This window comes from Vibrio sp. 1F263 (assembly GCF_041439035.1).
GTDB lineage: Bacteria > Pseudomonadota > Gammaproteobacteria > Enterobacterales > Vibrionaceae > Vibrio > Vibrio tasmaniensis_A.
In genome coordinates this window covers 222,056-238,849 of sequence record NZ_JBGONI010000002.1, presented here as the reverse complement: position 1 = coordinate 238,849, position 16,794 = coordinate 222,056, and the positions used below count along the sequence as shown (strand labels likewise).

Annotated in this window: 16 protein-coding genes, 1 pseudogene and 1 riboswitch; of the genes and pseudogenes, 12 read left to right on the top strand and 5 right to left on the bottom strand. The window is 44.9% G+C overall.

Features of this window, described 5'->3' with window-relative positions:
* Positions 1-93: 93 nt before the first annotated feature.
* The 8 genes from ACED25_RS02310 (at position 94) to thiM (ending at position 7,206) form a co-directional block, all read left to right on the top strand.
* A complete protein-coding gene (locus tag ACED25_RS02310) occupies positions 94-822 on the top strand; it encodes a helix-turn-helix domain-containing protein (protein WP_371694553.1) in 729 nt (242 codons plus the stop codon).
* An 85-nt stretch (positions 823-907) separates the two neighbouring features.
* A complete protein-coding gene (locus ACED25_RS02305; protein ID WP_371694552.1) occupies positions 908-1,825 on the top strand; it encodes a DMT family transporter in 918 nt (305 codons plus the stop codon).
* Positions 1,826-1,923: 98 nt separating this feature from the next.
* Positions 1,924-2,035, top strand: a riboswitch (TPP riboswitch).
* Positions 2,036-2,131: 96 nt separating this feature from the next.
* Positions 2,132-3,040 (top strand): bifunctional hydroxymethylpyrimidine kinase/phosphomethylpyrimidine kinase, encoded by a 909-nt coding sequence (thiD, locus tag ACED25_RS02300; RefSeq protein ID WP_371694551.1) that lies wholly within the window; start codon positions 2,132-2,134, stop codon positions 3,038-3,040.
* Positions 3,030-3,788 carry an ABC transporter ATP-binding protein gene (locus ACED25_RS02295; protein WP_371694550.1) on the top strand — a complete coding sequence of 253 codons (759 nt, stop codon included), beginning with the start codon at positions 3,030-3,032 and terminating at the stop codon, positions 3,786-3,788. The genes thiD and ACED25_RS02295 overlap by 11 nt, the downstream gene beginning before the upstream one ends.
* Entirely contained in the window at positions 3,781-4,596 is an 816-nt protein-coding gene (locus tag ACED25_RS02290; RefSeq protein WP_371694549.1) for an ABC transporter permease, read from the top strand. Before ACED25_RS02295 ends, ACED25_RS02290 begins: the two co-directional genes overlap by 8 nt.
* Positions 4,597-4,715: 119 nt before the next feature.
* Entirely contained in the window at positions 4,716-5,672 is a 957-nt protein-coding gene (locus ACED25_RS02285) for an ABC transporter substrate-binding protein (protein ID WP_102557129.1), read from the top strand.
* An 8-nt stretch (positions 5,673-5,680) separates the two neighbouring features.
* Entirely contained in the window at positions 5,681-6,349 is a 669-nt protein-coding gene (tenA, locus tag ACED25_RS02280) for a thiaminase II (protein WP_009844836.1), read from the top strand.
* 71 nt (positions 6,350-6,420) lie between these two features.
* The gene (thiM, locus tag ACED25_RS02275) at positions 6,421-7,206 is read left to right on the top strand and encodes a hydroxyethylthiazole kinase (RefSeq protein ID WP_371694548.1); all 786 of its coding nucleotides are present in this window, start codon (positions 6,421-6,423) and stop codon (positions 7,204-7,206) included.
* A 151-nt stretch (positions 7,207-7,357) separates the two neighbouring features.
* On the opposite strand, the gene ACED25_RS02270 is transcribed toward thiM, so the two are convergent.
* A complete protein-coding gene (locus tag ACED25_RS02270; RefSeq protein ID WP_371694547.1) occupies positions 7,358-9,301 on the bottom strand; it encodes a methyl-accepting chemotaxis protein in 1,944 nt (647 codons plus the stop codon).
* A 259-nt stretch (positions 9,302-9,560) separates the two neighbouring features.
* Here ACED25_RS02270 and thiE point away from each other — a divergent pair, with 259 nt between their 5' ends.
* A complete protein-coding gene (gene thiE / locus ACED25_RS02265) occupies positions 9,561-10,178 on the top strand; it encodes a thiamine phosphate synthase (protein WP_371694546.1) in 618 nt (205 codons plus the stop codon).
* 127 nt (positions 10,179-10,305) lie between these two features.
* Here the strand turns inward: thiE and ACED25_RS02260 are convergent, their stop codons facing one another.
* Together ACED25_RS02260 and ACED25_RS02255 are read right to left on the bottom strand one after the other, a co-directional pair.
* Positions 10,306-10,650: a hypothetical protein gene (locus ACED25_RS02260; RefSeq protein ID WP_009844840.1), complete on the bottom strand. Its 345-nt coding sequence runs from the start codon at positions 10,648-10,650 to the stop codon at positions 10,306-10,308.
* Positions 10,651-11,051: 401 nt separating this feature from the next.
* Positions 11,052-11,969: pseudogene (locus tag ACED25_RS02255) on the bottom strand (LysR family transcriptional regulator).
* A gap of 138 nt (positions 11,970-12,107) precedes the next feature.
* Between ACED25_RS02255 and ACED25_RS02250 the strand changes: the two are divergent.
* Positions 12,108-12,545, top strand: coding sequence for a PACE efflux transporter (locus tag ACED25_RS02250; protein ID WP_371694545.1), 438 nt, complete (start codon positions 12,108-12,110; stop codon positions 12,543-12,545).
* Between the two features lie 195 nt (positions 12,546-12,740).
* Here ACED25_RS02250 and ACED25_RS02245 read toward each other — a convergent pair whose 3' ends face one another.
* Positions 12,741-13,208: a hypothetical protein gene (locus ACED25_RS02245; RefSeq protein ID WP_012600934.1), complete on the bottom strand. Its 468-nt coding sequence runs from the start codon at positions 13,206-13,208 to the stop codon at positions 12,741-12,743.
* 289 nt (positions 13,209-13,497) lie between these two features.
* Entirely contained in the window at positions 13,498-14,493 is a 996-nt protein-coding gene (locus ACED25_RS02240) for a helix-turn-helix domain-containing protein (RefSeq protein ID WP_371694544.1), read from the bottom strand.
* Between the two features lie 159 nt (positions 14,494-14,652).
* Between ACED25_RS02240 and ACED25_RS02235 the strand changes: the two genes are divergently transcribed.
* Together ACED25_RS02235 and ACED25_RS02230 are read left to right on the top strand one after the other, a co-directional pair.
* The gene (locus ACED25_RS02235) at positions 14,653-15,774 is read left to right on the top strand and encodes an HlyD family secretion protein (protein ID WP_017096363.1); all 1,122 of its coding nucleotides are present in this window, start codon (positions 14,653-14,655) and stop codon (positions 15,772-15,774) included.
* Positions 15,764-16,783 carry a DUF2955 domain-containing protein gene (locus ACED25_RS02230; RefSeq protein ID WP_371694543.1) on the top strand — a complete coding sequence of 340 codons (1,020 nt, stop codon included), beginning with the start codon at positions 15,764-15,766 and terminating at the stop codon, positions 16,781-16,783. The genes ACED25_RS02235 and ACED25_RS02230 overlap by 11 nt, the downstream gene beginning before the upstream one ends.
* Positions 16,784-16,794: the final 11 nt, after the last annotated feature.

Here is a 16,794-nt window from a genome sequence, read left to right as displayed (position 1 = left end):
ACTAACAAATGCCAACCCGAAGTGACTCATTTGTTCAAATCATGTAGTTTCGTGTTTTAACTCGTTCTGAACCGATCTACTCCGGCGTTGATTATGAAATCTAGCTTAAGCATTCGATCTTACACCAAGCAATTTAATACCCATGCTCATGATGACCATCATCAATTGGTATTGCCGATCCAAGGCAGTATTAATATTGAAATGGTGGGGTATGTCGGCAAAGTGGCCGTGGGAGAATGTGTGGTGATTCCGGTAACCACAGCGCATGCGTTTAAGGCGGATGAAGCCGCGCGGTTTATTGTCGCGGATATGGCGGAGTTGCCGCAGCACTTGTTAGAGCATGAGCTCTCGGTTTTCACGATAACGCCACCTTTGATGAGCTTCTTATTGTTTGTTGAGAAGCAGTTGGAATATCAGGTCGATAGTGGCATTGAGTCATCAGTTTTGGATGTGTTTTCATTGCTGTTAGAGCAACAACAAGTCAGCAAGAGTATCGACCCAAGAATCCGTACGGTACAAAGGCTGATAGCGGATAATTACGCCCAACCTCTCTCTATTTCACAACTTGCAGAAACGGCCTGTTTGAGTCCCACTCAATTCAAAAAACGCTTCAAAGAGTGCTTGGGCATCAGTGCGCTTAAATACATCACTCGCTATCGTATGGAGAAAGCTCAAGCCCTGTTAACCCATACCGATTTACCGGTTCAATTGATTGCTGAAAACGTGGGTTATAGTGATGTTTCTGCTTTCAGTCGTCGCTTCTCTCTGCACTCTGGGATGTCACCAAGGGCGTTTCTGGGCTCAATGAAAGAGAGTCTTTAGAAACAACAATAGCGTCCGTTCTGCAAACTAATTTTAAGGCATCTTCACTATTATCTATTTCAGAACTGAAAATTGGGTAATAGAAATGAATCTTGCCATCAATCGCGTTAACGAATTCCAAACGGGCACTTTAGCCATCTTGTTTGCTTCTATTTTATGGGGCACGACAGGCACCGCCGCAAGTTTTGCTCCTGATCTAAGCCCATTAGCAATTGGCGCTTTTTCTATGGGCGTCGGTGGCCTAATACAAGCGGGCTTGGCGTATCGAAAAATCCTATTCGCTTTCGACAAACTTATGCAGAACAAGAAGCTGTTGACAGTGAGCGCTTTGGCTTTGGCGGTCTATCCTTTAGCTTTCTATTCTTCAATGAAATTATCAGGCGTGGCGATTGGTACCGTGGTTTCGATTGCTACCGCACCTTTCTTTTCCGCATTGCTAGAGTGTCTGATTAGCAAAAAGAGTAATATTGACCGACGTTGGCTCACTAGCTTTGCGATTGGTGTGGTAGGTATTGGGTTGTTGGTGTTTTCAGAACCTTCATCGGCGAATGAATCCGGTGATGATCTCAAGCTGTTAGGTATTGGCTTAGGTCTGGTCGCTGGGTTGTGTTACGCCATTTATTCTTGGGCGACAAAAGCACTGATCGATAAAGGGATTAAGTCACAAGCAGCGATGGGCAGTATTTTTGGCCTTGGTGCGATGCTGTTGCTGCCAACGCTCTGGTTTACTGGTGATAACCTGTTTTCCTCACAGACCAACGTATTCGTCATCAGTTATCTGACGTTAATTCCACAATGCTTGGGCTATATCGCGTTCAGTTTTGGTTTACGCCACGTGACCGCGAGCAGTGCCAATCTGCTGACCTTGTTTGAACCAGTAGTCGCAGCGGTGCTTGCCGTCTGTGTTGTCGGTGAGCTGATTCCTTTTACAGGCTGGTTAGGTATGTCTCTGATTGTGCTGTGCTTGTTTGTACAGTCGAAGCCATCTAAAGGAACGTTATAAGTATTTGTTTTGTTTTGCCTAATTGAAATTTATTCATGCGTAATTAGTATAATTGAATAAAATGAGTATCTCAGTTGTGAGAGTGCTGTTACTATCGCTATCAATAGTCGGGGGGCACATACCTTATTTGGTGTTTGCTGAGATCGTTAGTCGAGACCCGTTGAACCTGATTCAGTTAACACTGGCGTAGGGAACTATAAGCACTCGATCTACGTCTGCACCCATGAAAACTTTCATGAGCCTAATGCGACTTCTCCTTCGATCAGTGTTCGTTCTCCTGCGTCTTGTAAGATAGTAGGAGCGACAATGACACACAGTTCTATTTCAAAAGATTTAACGCCAAAAGCCTCAACTCCAAAATCCTCAACACAGCAGCACTCTGCTGAAGACACGATTCGCACGAATACTCCGATTGTATTGACTATCGCAGGCTCAGACAGTGGCGGCGGTGCAGGTATCCAAGCGGATATTAAAGCCATGTCTGCTACCGGTAGTTTTGCTTGTTCTGTGATTACCGCGATCACTTCCCAGAACACTCAAGGCGTGTCAGCCATTTTTCCTATTCCACTCGACCATGTCGCTAGCCAGTTAGATGCGGTTTTTACTGATCTCAATATCGTGGCAGTAAAAGTCGGCATGTTGGCTGATTCGCAAATCATCAAAGTCGTTGCAGACAAAATTAAGCAGTACCGACCTAAATACTTAGTGATTGACCCTGTCATGGTCGCGACAAGTGGTGATCTGCTGTTAGAAAACTCGGCTATCACCACGCTGAAACAAGAGCTGATTCCGCTGGCAGATATCATTACTCCTAACTTACCAGAAGGTGCTGCATTAACAGGCAAGCCAGTACCTGAAAGCGAAGCTGAAATGCAGGGCATGATTGAAGACTTACGCGCACTGGGTGCTAAAGCCGTTCTCTTGAAAGGTGGCCACCTGGAGAAAGATGAGAACAGTAACGATTTACTGATTCTCCCGACGACGTCTGCATTGATTAGCGCGAAGCGTTTCCCGACTAAAAACACCCACGGCACGGGCTGTACGCTTTCATCTGCCATTGCTTCTTTCTTGGCTCAGGGCAACACGCTGGCAGAAGCTGTTGACCTAGGCAAACAATACATTTCTCGCGCGATTGCTCATGCTGATGAGTTGCAAGTTGGTCAAGGTCATGGCCCGGTAAATCACTTCTTCGCTGGACACGGTAATGTCCGTTAATACGGTTGGTGTTCAACTCAGCAATGCTTCCTTACGTTATAACGACAGTGAGCACGCGACCTTATCTGGGTTGTCGCTTAGCTTAAACGCAGGTAAGTGGACGGTATTGCTAGGTCGAAGTGGCTGCGGAAAAACCACGGTATTGCGTTATCTGGCAGGCTTGCTGGACGACAAGGTGGAGTGGCAGGGCACATTGGCAACGTCTGATGAATTGCCTTTAACGGATCGCATCGCATACATGGCACAGCAAGACTTGTTACTGCCATGGTTGTCGGTTATCGACAATGTTTGCCTAAGTCATCGTTTTCAAAATCCAGCTTTTGATAAAGCACAGCAAACCAATCAAGCACTAGAGTTGTTAGCTGCGGTTGGTTTGGCTGATTACGCGAATGCGATGCCGGATCAGTTGTCTGGCGGCATGCGTCAGCGTGTTGCTTTGGCTCGAACCTTAATGCAAGACAAGCCTGTTGTGCTGATGGACGAACCGTTCTCTGCGCTGGATGCGGTAACAAGACACAAGTTACAGAGCTTAGCGTGTGAACTGTTAAGAGATAAAACCGTTGTGTTGATTACTCATGATCCACAAGAAGCGGTGCGTTTGGCGGATAATTTGTATGTGTTGCAAGGCACACCTGCGAATGCACAATCACTGTCTGTGCCTAATACGGCCACACCAAGAGTGTTAGACGGTGAATGTGCTGAGCTGCAACAAGCGATCTTAGATCAGTTGGAGCGTGATTATGAATGACCTAACACGAAGCGAAGCTGTGATCCGTTCAGCTAACACACAGATCACGACTAAGCGCCCTCGTCAGATGAATCCCGTTATGCGTTTGCTGATCAGCAGTGCTGTGATTCTAGGTTTATGGCAATTGGTGGTGGTTATCTTCGAGATGCCTAGCTTCATTCTGCCAGCGCCTGCAGAAGTCTTTTTAAAACTGATTGAACGCTACGATGTGTTACTTAAACACACTTGGGTGACTGCGCAGGAGATCTTACTTGGTCTATTGCTCGGTTTATCCATGGGGCTGTTTTTCGCCCTACAGATGTTGATGTTCGAACCGCTGAAACGCTGGTTGTTGCCTATCTTGATTGCTAGCCAAGCGATCCCTGTGTTTGCGATTGCGCCAGTATTGATGCTGTGGCTTGGTTATGGCATCGCGTCAAAAGTGGTGATGGCGGCGATCATTATCTTCTTCCCCGTGACCACTTGTTGTTACGACGGCCTGCGTAATACACCGACGGGTTATCTTGATCTTGCTAAGACCATGGGTGCATCGAAATGGCAATTGTTGCGTTATATCCAACTGCCTGCTGCGCTGCCAACACTGGCGTCTGGCATTCGTGTGGCTGTGGTTATTGCCCCAATTGGTGCGGTTGTCGGCGAGTGGGTCGGTTCGAGTGAAGGGCTGGGTTACCTAATGCTGCAAGCCAACGCACGCATGATCATTGATGAAATGTTTGCGGCCTTATTCATCTTGGCGGTGCTGTCTATCTCGCTCTACTTCATCACAGACAAGTTACTCAAAAAAGCTATCCCTTGGGAAAACCAATGATGGTTCGCTCAATAACGCTTTGTTTAATAAAGCTTCGCTCACGCTATTTATCTGAACCAAACTTCGTTAAAAATTAGCTCGATACACACAACAATAATATTCAAAAGGAAAGGTTAACTATGAAAAATACCAAATTGGTAGGTGCAGTGGCACTGCTTGCTTCGCTAGTTTCAGGTCATGCATTGGCGGATTCTGAACAAAAGAAACTGACACTGATGTTGGATTGGTTTGTGAACCCGAACCACGGCCCAATTGTGATTGCTCAAGAGCGTGGCTACTTTGCTGACCAAGGCTTAGAGGTTGAAATCCAAGAGCCAGCCGACCCAAGCACGCCAGCAAAATTGGTTGCTGCCGGTAAGGTCGATTTAGCGGTAACTTACCAACCAAGTTTAACCATGGATGTAGCGGCAGGTTTGCCTCTCGTTCGTGCATCTACTCTTATCGCAACACCATTGAATACGTTGATGGTTTTGGATAATGGCAAGAACGATTCACTAGCGGATCTGAAAGGCAAAAAGATCGGTATTGCGATTGCGGGTAACGAAGAAGCGACTATCGGCACCATGCTAGCTCAAGAAAATGTTGCGTTTACAGACGTGCAAACCATCAATGTCGGTTGGGCACTGTCGTCTTCATTAGCATCGGGTAAGGTAGATGCAATTTGGGGTGGCTTACGTAACTTCGAAACCAACCAGTTAGCACTTGAAGGTTTTAAAGCGAAAGCATTCTTCCCAGAAGAGCACGGTGTGCCCGCTTACGACGAGCTGATCTTTGTGGCGAACGCAAAGAAACACGACGACGAAGCGATCAAAGCGTTCAACAAAGCACTTGAGCAAGCAACGACTTACATTGTGAACCATCCACAAGATTCATGGAGTGAGTTTGTGGCGTATTCACCAGATACGTTGAACAACGAACTTAACCAACGCGCATGGAACGACACGCTGACTCGTTTTGCGCTTCGCCCTTCTGCAGTTGACCTGAAACGTTACGACGATTACGCGCAGTTCATGTTCGACAAAGGCATTATCAAATCACTACCAAAAGCCGCAGATTACGTACCGACTTTTGACTAAGGAATCTCATGAAATACCAAGACTTAATCCAAGCTTGTCAGCAAGATTGGCAAGACTACACTGAGCATGATTTTGTTAAAACGCTGGCAAACGGCACTCTCGCTCAGCCGTGTTTTCTGCATTACTTGAAGCAAGATTTTCTGTTCTTAAAACAGTATGCCCGCGCTTATGCGTTGGCGATTTACAAGGCAAAAACCTTGGCTGATATGCGTCGTGCACTGCCTAGTGTTCATGCTCTGCTAGATTCTGAAATCTCTCACCACGTGACTTACTGTGGTCAGTGGGGTTTAACCGAATCGGATTTAGAAAACGAACCTGAAGATTTCGGCACAGTCGCTTACACGCGCTACGTTCTAGATGCGGGTATGACGGGTGATCTTGTCGACTTATATGCAGCACTGGCTCCGTGTTCAATTGGTTACGCTGTTATCGGTAAAGCGCTGTTAGAAAGCAGTGATACTGTATTAGAAGGCAACCCATATGCGAGCTGGTTGCAACTGTATGGCGGTGAAGAGTTCCAGTCTGGTGTGGCAACGGGCGCGGAATACTTCAATCAACTGCTTGCTGAAATTGATATCAACAGCGAGCGCGGTCAGAACATCGTTCATATCTTCAAAACAGCAACACGTATGGAAGTGGCTTTTTGGCAGCAAGGCTTGAATGCACTTAATGACTAATCACGGCTAAACCTTGTCGCTAGCCAACCTGCAGCGGCTTAAAACCGACTTTCACGAATAAGGATTTATCCATGCTAACTGAACAAATCATCCAATCGCTGCGCGCAGTACGAGAGCAAAAACCACTGGTTGTAAACATCACCAACTACGTCGTGATGAACAATACGGCCAATGCGTTATTGGCGATTGGCGCTTCACCTATCATGGCGCACTCAAAACAAGAACTGGCTGAGATGATGTCTTTCTCTGGCGCTTTGGTGATCAACATCGGCACGCTCGACAGCGTTTGGACGCCAAGAATGTGTTTTGCTATAGAACAAGCCAACGCGAACAACAAGGTAGTGGTTCTTGACCCGGTGGGTTGTGGCGCAAGTAAGCTGCGTACCGAGACTTCTCGTGAAATTGCACGTTTAGCGGATAAGTTAATCATTCGTGGTAATGCGTCTGAGATTATCGCGTTAGCGGGTGAGCAAGCACAGAGCAAAGGCGTTGATGCGCTAGATAGCAGTGATGCTGCATTAGGCGCAGCGCAATGCTTAGTCGCTGAATACGGTGCGAATGTGGTGATTTCTGGTGAGACAGATTACGTTGTCACCAAAGACAGTGTTGTGACGTTAAACAACGGTCATCCAATGATGCCGTATGTAACCGGCATGGGTTGTACCTTAACGGCATTGACGGGCGCATTTGCTGCTGTTGGTGATGAAAGTGGTTTGGCTGCTGCGGCGGTATTGGGTGTGGTTGGTGAAATCTCGGCTGAGAGCTCACGCGGCCCAGGTAGCTTGCAAATGAACTTACTTGATGAGTTATATCAATTGGATGAAGAGACTCTGATTCAACGTTTGAAGATTCAGTAGATTCAATCTGTCTATAAGCATTTAGCTCACTAAAAAGCCCCCAACACGAATGTGCTGGGGGCTTTCTTATTATATAAACCGTGTTCGCTATGTTTTCAATAAGCGAGGCTCTAAATAACAGAGACTTTGAATAACAGAGACAGAAAGTTAGCTAGGTTCTAAATCGATTCACTTGGTTTTCTAAGTGATGAGCAACTTCGGTTAAGTCGCTCGCTGCGCCAGAAATGCTGCTTACAGACTCTTGGTTGCTCTGCGCGATGGTATTGGCACCTTGCGCGTTTTCACCCAGTGACTTGGTCAAGCAATCTTGCTCATCTACAGATACTGCAATTTGGCTGTTGGCCTGATTCAAATCTTGGATGTGTTGGTTAATCACATGTAAGTTCTGAGAAGCTTGTTGTGCCTGAGTTGAAGCATCTGAAACCGTGCTGTGACTCTCTTTAATCGACTCTAACGCATCTTTAGCGCCACGTTGCAGTGAGGTGATGAGTTCATCAATCTGGCTTGCAGAATCTTGAGTACGCTTAGCGAGCGTTCTTACTTCATCGGCTACGACAGCAAATCCGCGGCCTTGCTCACCTGCACGAGCGGCTTCAATGGCAGCGTTCAATGCCAATAGGTTGGTTTGCTCAGAAACGCCTTTGATTACTTCAAGAATGGCACCAATGTTCATCGACTCTTTGTGGAGGTCAGTCACTTTTTGTCTGCTGACCTGCATGCTTTCATCGGCGCTACCAATCTCATGCAGTGTTTTGTCCACTTCTTTGAGTCCCATCGCCACATTCTCGGTCGCTTGGTTTGCAACTTGAGACGCGTGGTTAGCACTTGCAGCAATTTCTGATGTGCTCGAAGCCAACTGATCGGCGGCTGACGAGATATTGATCATCTCGCTGTTCAACTGGGTCGCGTTAGTTGAGCTGGTGTTAGTCACTTGATTAAGCGACTCCGACATCTCACCAATACGCACACTAGAGCGGTTCACTTGGCCGACAATATCGCGCAGAGATTCAATGGTGATCTCCATGTTGGTCAGCAGTTCGCCAATCTCGTTCTTGCTCTCGATGTTCACTTCAACATTTAAGTTGCCTTGAGAAAGCTCATTGGTGATCTGTTTAACCTGTGCGATGCCTTTGGTAATAGAACGAGTCACCAACACGGCGCTCGTCATGCCAATCACCAAAGCCACACCCGTTAGCAAGAAGATGATTTGAACTGAACGTTTCTCACTGGCTTGAAGCTCTGGCGTTAATGCTTGTTTCTGTTGCTCTAGAATACTTTGAGCATCGGCTACCGAGATAGCCAAGCTGTCACCAATCGAGGCAAGCGTTGCAGTTCTTTGCGTGTTCTCAATCATCTGCTGATGAACTTGTTCAAAGCCTTTTGCATACGCTTCGCGCTGGTTAGAGAAATCTTCAATCAACTCGCTTTGGTAAGGGGATGATTTAAGAGACTCAATGTCGCCTTCAATACCCGGCAACGCGTATTCAAAGATATCTTTACCCGCTTCATAGGTTTTTAGGTCGTTGTTGTTTGAGTAACTCAGTACAGTGATCTTGGCTGCGAGGAAGTTCTCCATCAACATACCCGCGTATAAGCTCGCGTTTGGATCATTGTTGTTGTAAGACTCATACAACAAGCTCTGCGCGGCTTTGAGGGCGTTGGTTTCTCGTTTGACCATCTCAACATTCACCAATTGGTCGATGAGCAGCTGGCTCTGTTTCATTGAGCCATAAGCCGTGTCAAATGCCGCCACGCTGTCTTGCACTAATTGCAGGCTAGCTAGGCTATCGGTTTTGGTGGTGGTTTGGATTAAGTTGTTGAGCAGTTCATCAATCGCGAGTTTGCTTGATTGATAATTCGTTTCGTATTGCTCATCCAATGACTCTAAGTAACGTTCAGAGGCTAAGCGCATCTGCAGAAAATGCACTTGAATGTTGCCTGACAGTGTCGCTTTCTGGCTAAGTACACTGTATTGGCTAAAGCCGTTCGACAAGGTTTGGATACCTTTGTAACTCACAAAGCCTGAAATGACGAAAAAGAGCAAGCAGATGGCATAACCTAGCTTGATCTTAAATGCTATAGAAAGGTGGCGCATAACTATCCCTATATTTACCTGATTCCTTCACTGCGAAGTATTCCATAAAACAGTGTTCTGGGCAGGCTTAAGTGAATAGTTTGTGTAATAAGTAACGCTTTCGTTAAAAAATCCGGTTTTTTAGTATCGTTTCAATGGGTTGCATATTTGTTGGAGCATGCTTAATTGAGCTAATTGTTTATTAACTTCCATGCACATGATGCAAATTGTCGGTAAAATAGTAGAAACGCAATTTAGACTCCGACTCCAAAGGCACGATATGAACCCTTATAAGCTCTACTTGGTTACTGATGACCTGCAAGATCTTGAAACGCTTAAGTTTGTCGTTGAACAAGCAATCGCTGGTGGTGTCACTATGGTTCAAGTAAGAGAGAAGCATGGAGATGTCAGAGCTTTTATTGAACGTGCGCAGGCCGTTAAGTCGATTTTGGCTGGCTCTGGTGTCCCGCTGATCATTAACGATCGGGTAGACGTTGCGTTGGCTGTGGATGCTGACGGCTTACATTTAGGACAGTCTGATATGCCTGCAGAGTTAGCACGCCAGTTGATAGGTCCAGATAAGATTCTTGGGTTATCAATTGAAACTGAACAGCAGTTACAAGAAGCCGATAGCTTACCGATCGATTACATTGGCCTCAGTGCGCTTTTTGCCACACCGACCAAGACGAATCTAAAGAAACATTGGGGCTATGATGGAATTAAAATGGCGTTGGAGACAACGAAGCTACCGATTGTCGGTATTGGTGGAATTAACGAATCGAACATCCCGCAGTTAGTTGAGAGCGGTATTCATGGGTTAGCACTGGTATCTGCGATATGTCACGCTGAAGATCCAAAACAAGCGACGCAGGATCTGTTGGCTCTAATGGGGGAGTGAAGGGGTATCGGCTAGAAAACAAATGAGGTTAACCATTTGTTTTCTAGTTAAACAACAGGCTCATAGAAAGGCTAAATTGGCCTATCGCTTGAGCTTTTAAGACAATTTATTGAATACACAGTTTTGTTTACTGAGCGCATAAAGCAACAGTACCGATGATCATAAGAACGATCGCGGCATACCAGCCGTATTGTGCGGTCTTATCAGCAACAAACACCTTAATGTAGTTAAGTTCTTCATGCGCCATTGCAATGAAGTCCGTGTAGTTAATCGATAACTCGCGGCTCGCTTCTTTCAAGTCTTGCTGAAGTTTGTTGAAAGCCTCATCGATGAAGCCTTTTGTTTCTGAAACAGACGGAGTAGCAACCAAAGTTAAGCTATTCCAAACTGCCATACGCGATTCATACTCGCTTTCACTGACACAATTAAGTACGCGTAAATCATACTCTCGTTTGTTACGCTCTTTGCCCATTTTCTCAGGGCAAATATTTCTTAAAACGTTCACGACAAATTTTCCAAAAGGTTCATTTAGATATAAAAAAGCACTCAAAGAGGGCTCATAAACTGGGTGCGAATCAATATTCAAAAGTGATCTATTTGAAGCTGTCACAAGTGGTTGCAGGGCAGGGGCACTTATGTGGGAGATTTGAAGTTGGGTCAGTGGTGTTAAAGAGCGATTTGGTTTTGTCTATATCAGTTTGATAAGACAAACCCTTTGGGATCGCATACTAGTTATGTCACTTTGGGATATCAACTAGGGTGTTTTATCCACACGACAAAGAAAATTATCGGCACAAAAAGTGGAAATGAGGTAGTGCTGGAGAAAACACCACCGTCATTGATTTAGGATTCAGTTGCTGAAATAGGCTGAGCTCAAGAATTGGGGGGATTAGTTGGCTGCCACTGATTGTTTTCTAATGAGTGGCCTTTTAGTTTTTCAAGTAAACTTGTTAACACTGGGCCATTGATATGGCTGCGAGACACTAAGCAACCCACTGGAGTAATCCAACCACCATGCTCGTGTGCCACTGGCAGTGCTACGAGGTCACCTTTCTGAATCCCTTCCATCACCATCATTTCAGGCACATTTGCTCACCCTACGTTCTGTTCAACGAGATCGATGATCGTTTTGTGGTTGTTGGCATACCAAAGCATGGAGCTGATACCATAGGTGAACCACAATTCGCGCTGCTTCGAACTACGATGCACACATTGGCGATAGCGCTTTAGGTCTGAGTCTTGAACGACGGGCATTTGGCTCAGTTCGTGAGTGGCGGAGCTAACCGTAAGAAAACGTGCTTGGCCCAGTAAGAAGAAGTCCATATCCACTTTAAGTTCACCATCCGCATAGATGATGCCTATCTGCGCTTTGCCACGTCTCACTAAGTCTTCAACATCGAAGGTTGAGGTGGTGATAATATCGAAGTGTGTGATTGGAAACTGATCGGCTAGTGAGCTGATTATCTTAATGAAGTTCTTGTCTATGATGCTCTCATCAATGGCAATGATCAGTTCGTGTTCATCTTCTTGTGTCAGCGATTCTACTTTTTGGTCGAAGTACTTTTGTTGGTCGAGAATCGACTTAGCGACAGGCAATAAGGCTTTACCTGTGTTGGTCAAAACAGGGATGTTTTTCTCGCGGTTAAACAGCTCTTGGTCGATAGCTATTTCTAGGTTGGCGATCGATTGGCTGACACCAGACTGAGCGCGTTTCAGCTTGCGTGCTGCAGCAGAAAAAGAGCCACTTTCACACACGGTGACGAAGACTTTTAATTGCTCAAAACTGTACATGTTACCTCTCGCTCAATACCAAAGGGGGTAATAACTCCTAGGCTATCACTATTCGTGATGGCTGTTAACTTTCTCTTATTATTTCCGATGACATAATCCGAGCTAATTCAACACATACTAGATTATTTAGAGGAATGTATGAGTACATTAGAAAGAGTGTTCCACTCAGTGTTATTCGAAGTTTTGGCCGTAACACTTTCAATCATAGGCTTGGCGATATTTACCGATCATGATGTGAATGCCTTATCAGGAACTATGATAGTTGTTGCGACAATCGCTATGATTTGGAATTACTGCTTTAACCGCATTTTTGATCGCTACTTCACGGGTGAAAAATCCAAGCGTTCGCTGAAATTACGTATTTTTCACGTGGTGCTGTTCGAAGCTGGTCTGTTGATAGCGACTATCCCTGTGATGGCTTACCTGCTTAACGTGGGTATATGGCAGGCGTTCTTAATGGATATCGGCGTGACCATTTTTATTACCATTTACGCGTTTGTATTCAACCTGATTTACGATCATGTGAGAGCCTTCTTGGTGCACAGATCTTTCGCGGTTAAATTTAGAGCGAGCTAAAAATGGTCTTAATCGTGGCGAGGGAGAAGTAACCTCGTCATTCTAAGCTCATCTCCGTCAACACTCTCTCAAAAAAGCGCAAAACGCTTTTAACCGATCCTTCGGGAAGCGTTTTGCTTTTTAGTGATGCAACGTTATCGGCTTCCCGAGTAGCCCACTTATTGTTGGCAGTTCACTTGAAAATTGATAGAGCAGTTAGGCTTTTTCGGTTTTCTGCGTGTCATCCAATGCAAAGTAGATTTTAGAAACAATCACTTCGGCAACCAGAATGGTAAATACCACTGCAAAGAAGGCGACGACACCGTTCCAAGGCCCTGTGAAATCGACTTTGTCACCAAATAGAATGTTGATCGCTTCAAGCATCACGAACTTTGAACCGACCAGAATCACGTAGCTCGACAGGCCTCTGTAGATCTTAGGGGCAGTGCCGGGTTTCGACTTGAAGTAATCCGCGAGCTTATGTTCTAAGCCGATAGACAACTTGAGCAACAGCTGTAGCAAAATCGCAGCAGCAAATGAGATGGTGAAAGACTCGATATTGACGAAGTCCCAATATTCATCAAAAAAATTGAGAACGGTTAAATCAACGAGTACGGCGAGTGTGTAACCGACAAAGAGCCGTTGGGGCGTATTAAATCCATATACTTTTTCTATATTGCTCATCTACATCTTCCTGAGTAAAGGGTCATAAAAAACTTAGGAGATAAACTTATAACTTTCAAACGCTTATTATTTTATATGCGAAACAGCTCTTAAAGTGGGTGTGGCGCATTATGGTAAGTATCTCTGTCGAGATTGATCCAAGATGGTACTTCGACTTAAAGAGGAGTAAGTATGATTATTTATTTTAGGGTACAAGACGTAGAGGAGCTTTGGGGCGCGATAGATCTAGCGACACTCTTACAAATGGAACTGAGAGGGAGGCCAGATTGTACTTAGTCCAAAACTACACTTAGTCCAAAATTGAACGTTGGTAAATCTTCGGCGTAAGACCAGACACACGCTTAAACGCCCGAGAAAAGTGAGAGATGTTGGTGTAGCCGAGTTGGCTAGAGATGTAGGTCAGCGTGTGTCCTTCTTCCATCAGCTCACATGCGACTGAAAACATTAGGTTTTCTTTGATTTTTCGATAGGTCGTATTTTCATTTTTGAGTTTGCGTTGAAACGTTCGCACAGAAAAATTGAGCAGTTCAGCCGCTTCTTCAAGTGAGAGATCTTGTTCTTTCATGTAGGGCTTGAGTAGCTCATAAACGCTATCGGTAAAGCTGGTGTGCCACTCAATAAGCGTCGGTTTAGCACTGAGTTCTTTAGAGGTTAGGCGAATTGGGAGTTGTAAGATTTCTTCAGGGATCAGCACAGCCGTCGACGACTGTTCAACAAACAATTGGCAGCTACTTGGCACCAGTGTTTTGACGACATCGATGTCATGTCCTTGCAGACGCACCTTACTAGGCAACCATGGGGATTTGGATAAAATGGTTATTAACTCAATGATATATGTAATTGCAAAAGCTTCTCCCCATTGAAACGTAGGGGAATTGTCTTCGGGTGCAGTTCGGCAAAACCAACTTTGGCCGTGTTCTTGAATAAGCTCGACTTTGCTGCCTGGGGAGTCGTAGGCAAAGATTGAATTTAGGTGTTTCAGCGAATCACCAATGGTTTTAAATTCGGCAAATTGATGCAAGACATTTGGGATGATTCGACGTCGAAATGCGAGTCCTAGAATATCGGTGAACCGAGATACGCCAAGTTGCGCCGATGTGAGATAAATCAAACGCTTAATGGATTCCGATGGCACAAAATCGCTTTCTGATTCGATAAGGTCTGGTGGTAAACCGGAATCTTTAAGCAACATATGTAAATCAAGACCATAGTCAGAAAAAACCTGAACCAGAATTTTAGCGTAGTTCGTCTGAATTACTGGGACTTGGTAGTGACTAGAGGTCATGAGAATACAATCCTGTATATATTGTTGCATTATTAGACGTGCATATCATTTGCAACGTTTTGTTTACTAAATCTAACCCGATTTACTTGAGTTTTCCATTGCTGGGTTTATTTTTAAAGTATTAATTTTGTTGATGTTAGTTATCTAGAAGGGAGCCCCATGTCAGAAGCCAAAGGGAATAAGCAAGAAGCCAATGAAGAAGTTGGCCAGCAAGAAAATGGAAAAGACAAAGTAAGAAAGGTCACAAACTACCTATTGTTGTTTGTTGCATTCATGTTGCTCTTCAGTGTCATTTCAGACCGCATCATCCCTATAACTGATAATGCTCGTGTAAAAGGTTATATCGTTCCAATCAAGCCTGAGGTGTCGGGTAAAGTGCTCGATATACTGGTTCAACCAAACCAACTGGTTAATCAAGGTGACAAGTTAGCCATTTTAGATGAGTCTGATTACAAAATTGCAGTACAACAAGCCGAGCAAAATTTAGAGATTGCAGGCCAAAATGTCGGTGCTCAAACCGCGAGTATTGCTTCAGCGCAAGCGAAACTCACTTCAGCGATTGTTGAAAGACAAAACACCAAACTACAAGCCAAGCGTGTTTTAGAGATGGCAGACAAAGGTGTGGTTTCTAAATCAGATGCAGATAAAGCGCGAGCAGCATTAGCGACCTCTCGAGCAGCTGTTGTGAATGCAGAGGCTGATCTTGAAGGTGCGAAGCAACAAATGGGTAAAGAGGGACAAGAAAACAGTCAAGTGAAAGCGGCGTTGCTGGCACTTGAACAAGCTCAATTGAACCTAGAGCGCACCGTGATAACCGCGCCGACACAAGGTGGTGTTTCTAACTTTAGCCTGTCTGAAGGGTTTTATGCATCGGCAGGGCAAGCAATCATGACCTTTGTTTCAACCGAAGATATTTGGATTGAAGCTTATTATCGAGAGAACAGCCTAGGTAATGTAACGGTCGGTGATGAAGTTGAAGTGGCGTTAGACTTCGCACCGGGCAAAGTGGTAAAAGGGCGCGTAAGTAGCATCGATTGGGGTGTTGATTGGGGGCAAAATGATCAAGCAGGTAAGCTTGCGCAAGCTAGCCAACAAACGGGTTGGTTGCGCCAAACACAGATGCTTCCTATCACCATTGAATTTGATAATGAAGAAGTGACAGGCATGCTCCGAGTGGGTGGCCAAGCGGATGTGATTGTTTATAGCGGCGATAACTTTGTGTTCAACGCGATAGGCAAAGTATGGATTCGTCTGATTAGCGTATTGTCTTATGTCCGATAAGCCGATTCCTGACCAACAAACACAGCAACGTATCCTGCGATTTACTGTCGGGGTCACGTTGGCTGTTTTCTTGGCGGCGTGGATAAACTGGCCACTTGCGTTTGTGGCGCCAGTGTTCACTGCTAAGTTCTTAATTGATAAACCAAACCTCCATAAGGAAACGGTCTACGAATTGTTATTGGCTGTTGTTGTCACCATGGGGTTAGGTTTATTGCTGTCGCGAGGAATTACCCATTACCCGATCCCACTACTGATTTTAGTGGGGCTAATGATGCTTTGGGGTTACTACTTGTTTGTAGACCCTAAATGGAATCTGTTCGCCACCATACTGTTGATTGCTGTTTTGATGCTGCCTTTTATGGCGATTGATAACCCCGGAGTCTCTGTATTGTTGGCATCAGGTTTAGCGACTTCTGGTGTAGTGTCGGTGACTATTTTTGCGCTGGTTCATGTCTTCTTCCCTGAACCTAAGTCGGAGTTCTCTGGCTTTGCGTCGGTACCTTTCAATAAGACAGAGCGCTGGTATGCGGCTTTCCGTGCGATGATTATCTCTTATCCCGTTGTGTGCTTTTTCTTTATTTTTCAGATATCTGAAGCATTGTTAACCATGATGTTTATTGCGTTGTTATCGTTAATGATTACTTCAGAAAAATCAGTCAAATTAAGTGCATTTCTGGTGATCAGCAATGGCATTGGTGGCTTGCTTGCGATAGCGGCTTTTTCAATCCTTTCGATTGTTCCGAATATTATCTTCTACTCTTTATTCATAGGCTTGGTCGCTATTGTGATTGCTAAGAAGATCTACACGGTTCCCGAAAAAGCACCGATTTTCGCCACTGCATTTAGTACCTTGCTAGTACTTGTCGGTAGCACATTGATGAGCTCCGGCGATATCGATAGCAACACTTTTATTCGCATATTCCAATTATTGCTAATTGGCATATATATGATTTTGGCCTCTTTATTTCTAGAAACTCGGAATTGGAAGTTTCTACAAAATCAGCATTAATTTTGTCTAAC

Excerpts from the sequence above, each read along its gene's own strand:
- ACED25_RS02310 (WP_371694553.1), top strand. The coding sequence starts at position 94 with ATGAAATCTAGCTTAAGCATTCGATCTTACACCAAGCAATTTAATACC.
- ACED25_RS02305 (WP_371694552.1), top strand. The coding sequence starts at position 908 with ATGAATCTTGCCATCAATCGCGTTAACGAATTCCAAACGGGCACTTTA.
- thiD (WP_371694551.1), top strand. The coding sequence starts at position 2,132 with ATGACACACAGTTCTATTTCAAAAGATTTAACGCCAAAAGCCTCAACT.
- ACED25_RS02295 (WP_371694550.1), top strand. The coding sequence starts at position 3,030 with ATGTCCGTTAATACGGTTGGTGTTCAACTCAGCAATGCTTCCTTACGT.
- ACED25_RS02290 (WP_371694549.1), top strand. The coding sequence starts at position 3,781 with ATGAATGACCTAACACGAAGCGAAGCTGTGATCCGTTCAGCTAACACA.
- ACED25_RS02285 (WP_102557129.1), top strand. The coding sequence starts at position 4,716 with ATGAAAAATACCAAATTGGTAGGTGCAGTGGCACTGCTTGCTTCGCTA.
- tenA (WP_009844836.1), top strand. The coding sequence starts at position 5,681 with ATGAAATACCAAGACTTAATCCAAGCTTGTCAGCAAGATTGGCAAGAC.
- thiM (WP_371694548.1), top strand. The coding sequence starts at position 6,421 with ATGCTAACTGAACAAATCATCCAATCGCTGCGCGCAGTACGAGAGCAA.
- ACED25_RS02270 (WP_371694547.1), bottom strand. The coding sequence starts at position 9,301 with ATGCGCCACCTTTCTATAGCATTTAAGATCAAGCTAGGTTATGCCATC.
- thiE (WP_371694546.1), top strand. The coding sequence starts at position 9,561 with ATGAACCCTTATAAGCTCTACTTGGTTACTGATGACCTGCAAGATCTT.
- ACED25_RS02260 (WP_009844840.1), bottom strand. The coding sequence starts at position 10,650 with ATGGGCAAAGAGCGTAACAAACGAGAGTATGATTTACGCGTACTTAAT.
- ACED25_RS02250 (WP_371694545.1), top strand. The coding sequence starts at position 12,108 with ATGAGTACATTAGAAAGAGTGTTCCACTCAGTGTTATTCGAAGTTTTG.
- ACED25_RS02245 (WP_012600934.1), bottom strand. The coding sequence starts at position 13,208 with ATGAGCAATATAGAAAAAGTATATGGATTTAATACGCCCCAACGGCTC.
- ACED25_RS02240 (WP_371694544.1), bottom strand. The coding sequence starts at position 14,493 with ATGACCTCTAGTCACTACCAAGTCCCAGTAATTCAGACGAACTACGCT.
- ACED25_RS02235 (WP_017096363.1), top strand. The coding sequence starts at position 14,653 with ATGTCAGAAGCCAAAGGGAATAAGCAAGAAGCCAATGAAGAAGTTGGC.
- ACED25_RS02230 (WP_371694543.1), top strand. The coding sequence starts at position 15,764 with ATGTCCGATAAGCCGATTCCTGACCAACAAACACAGCAACGTATCCTG.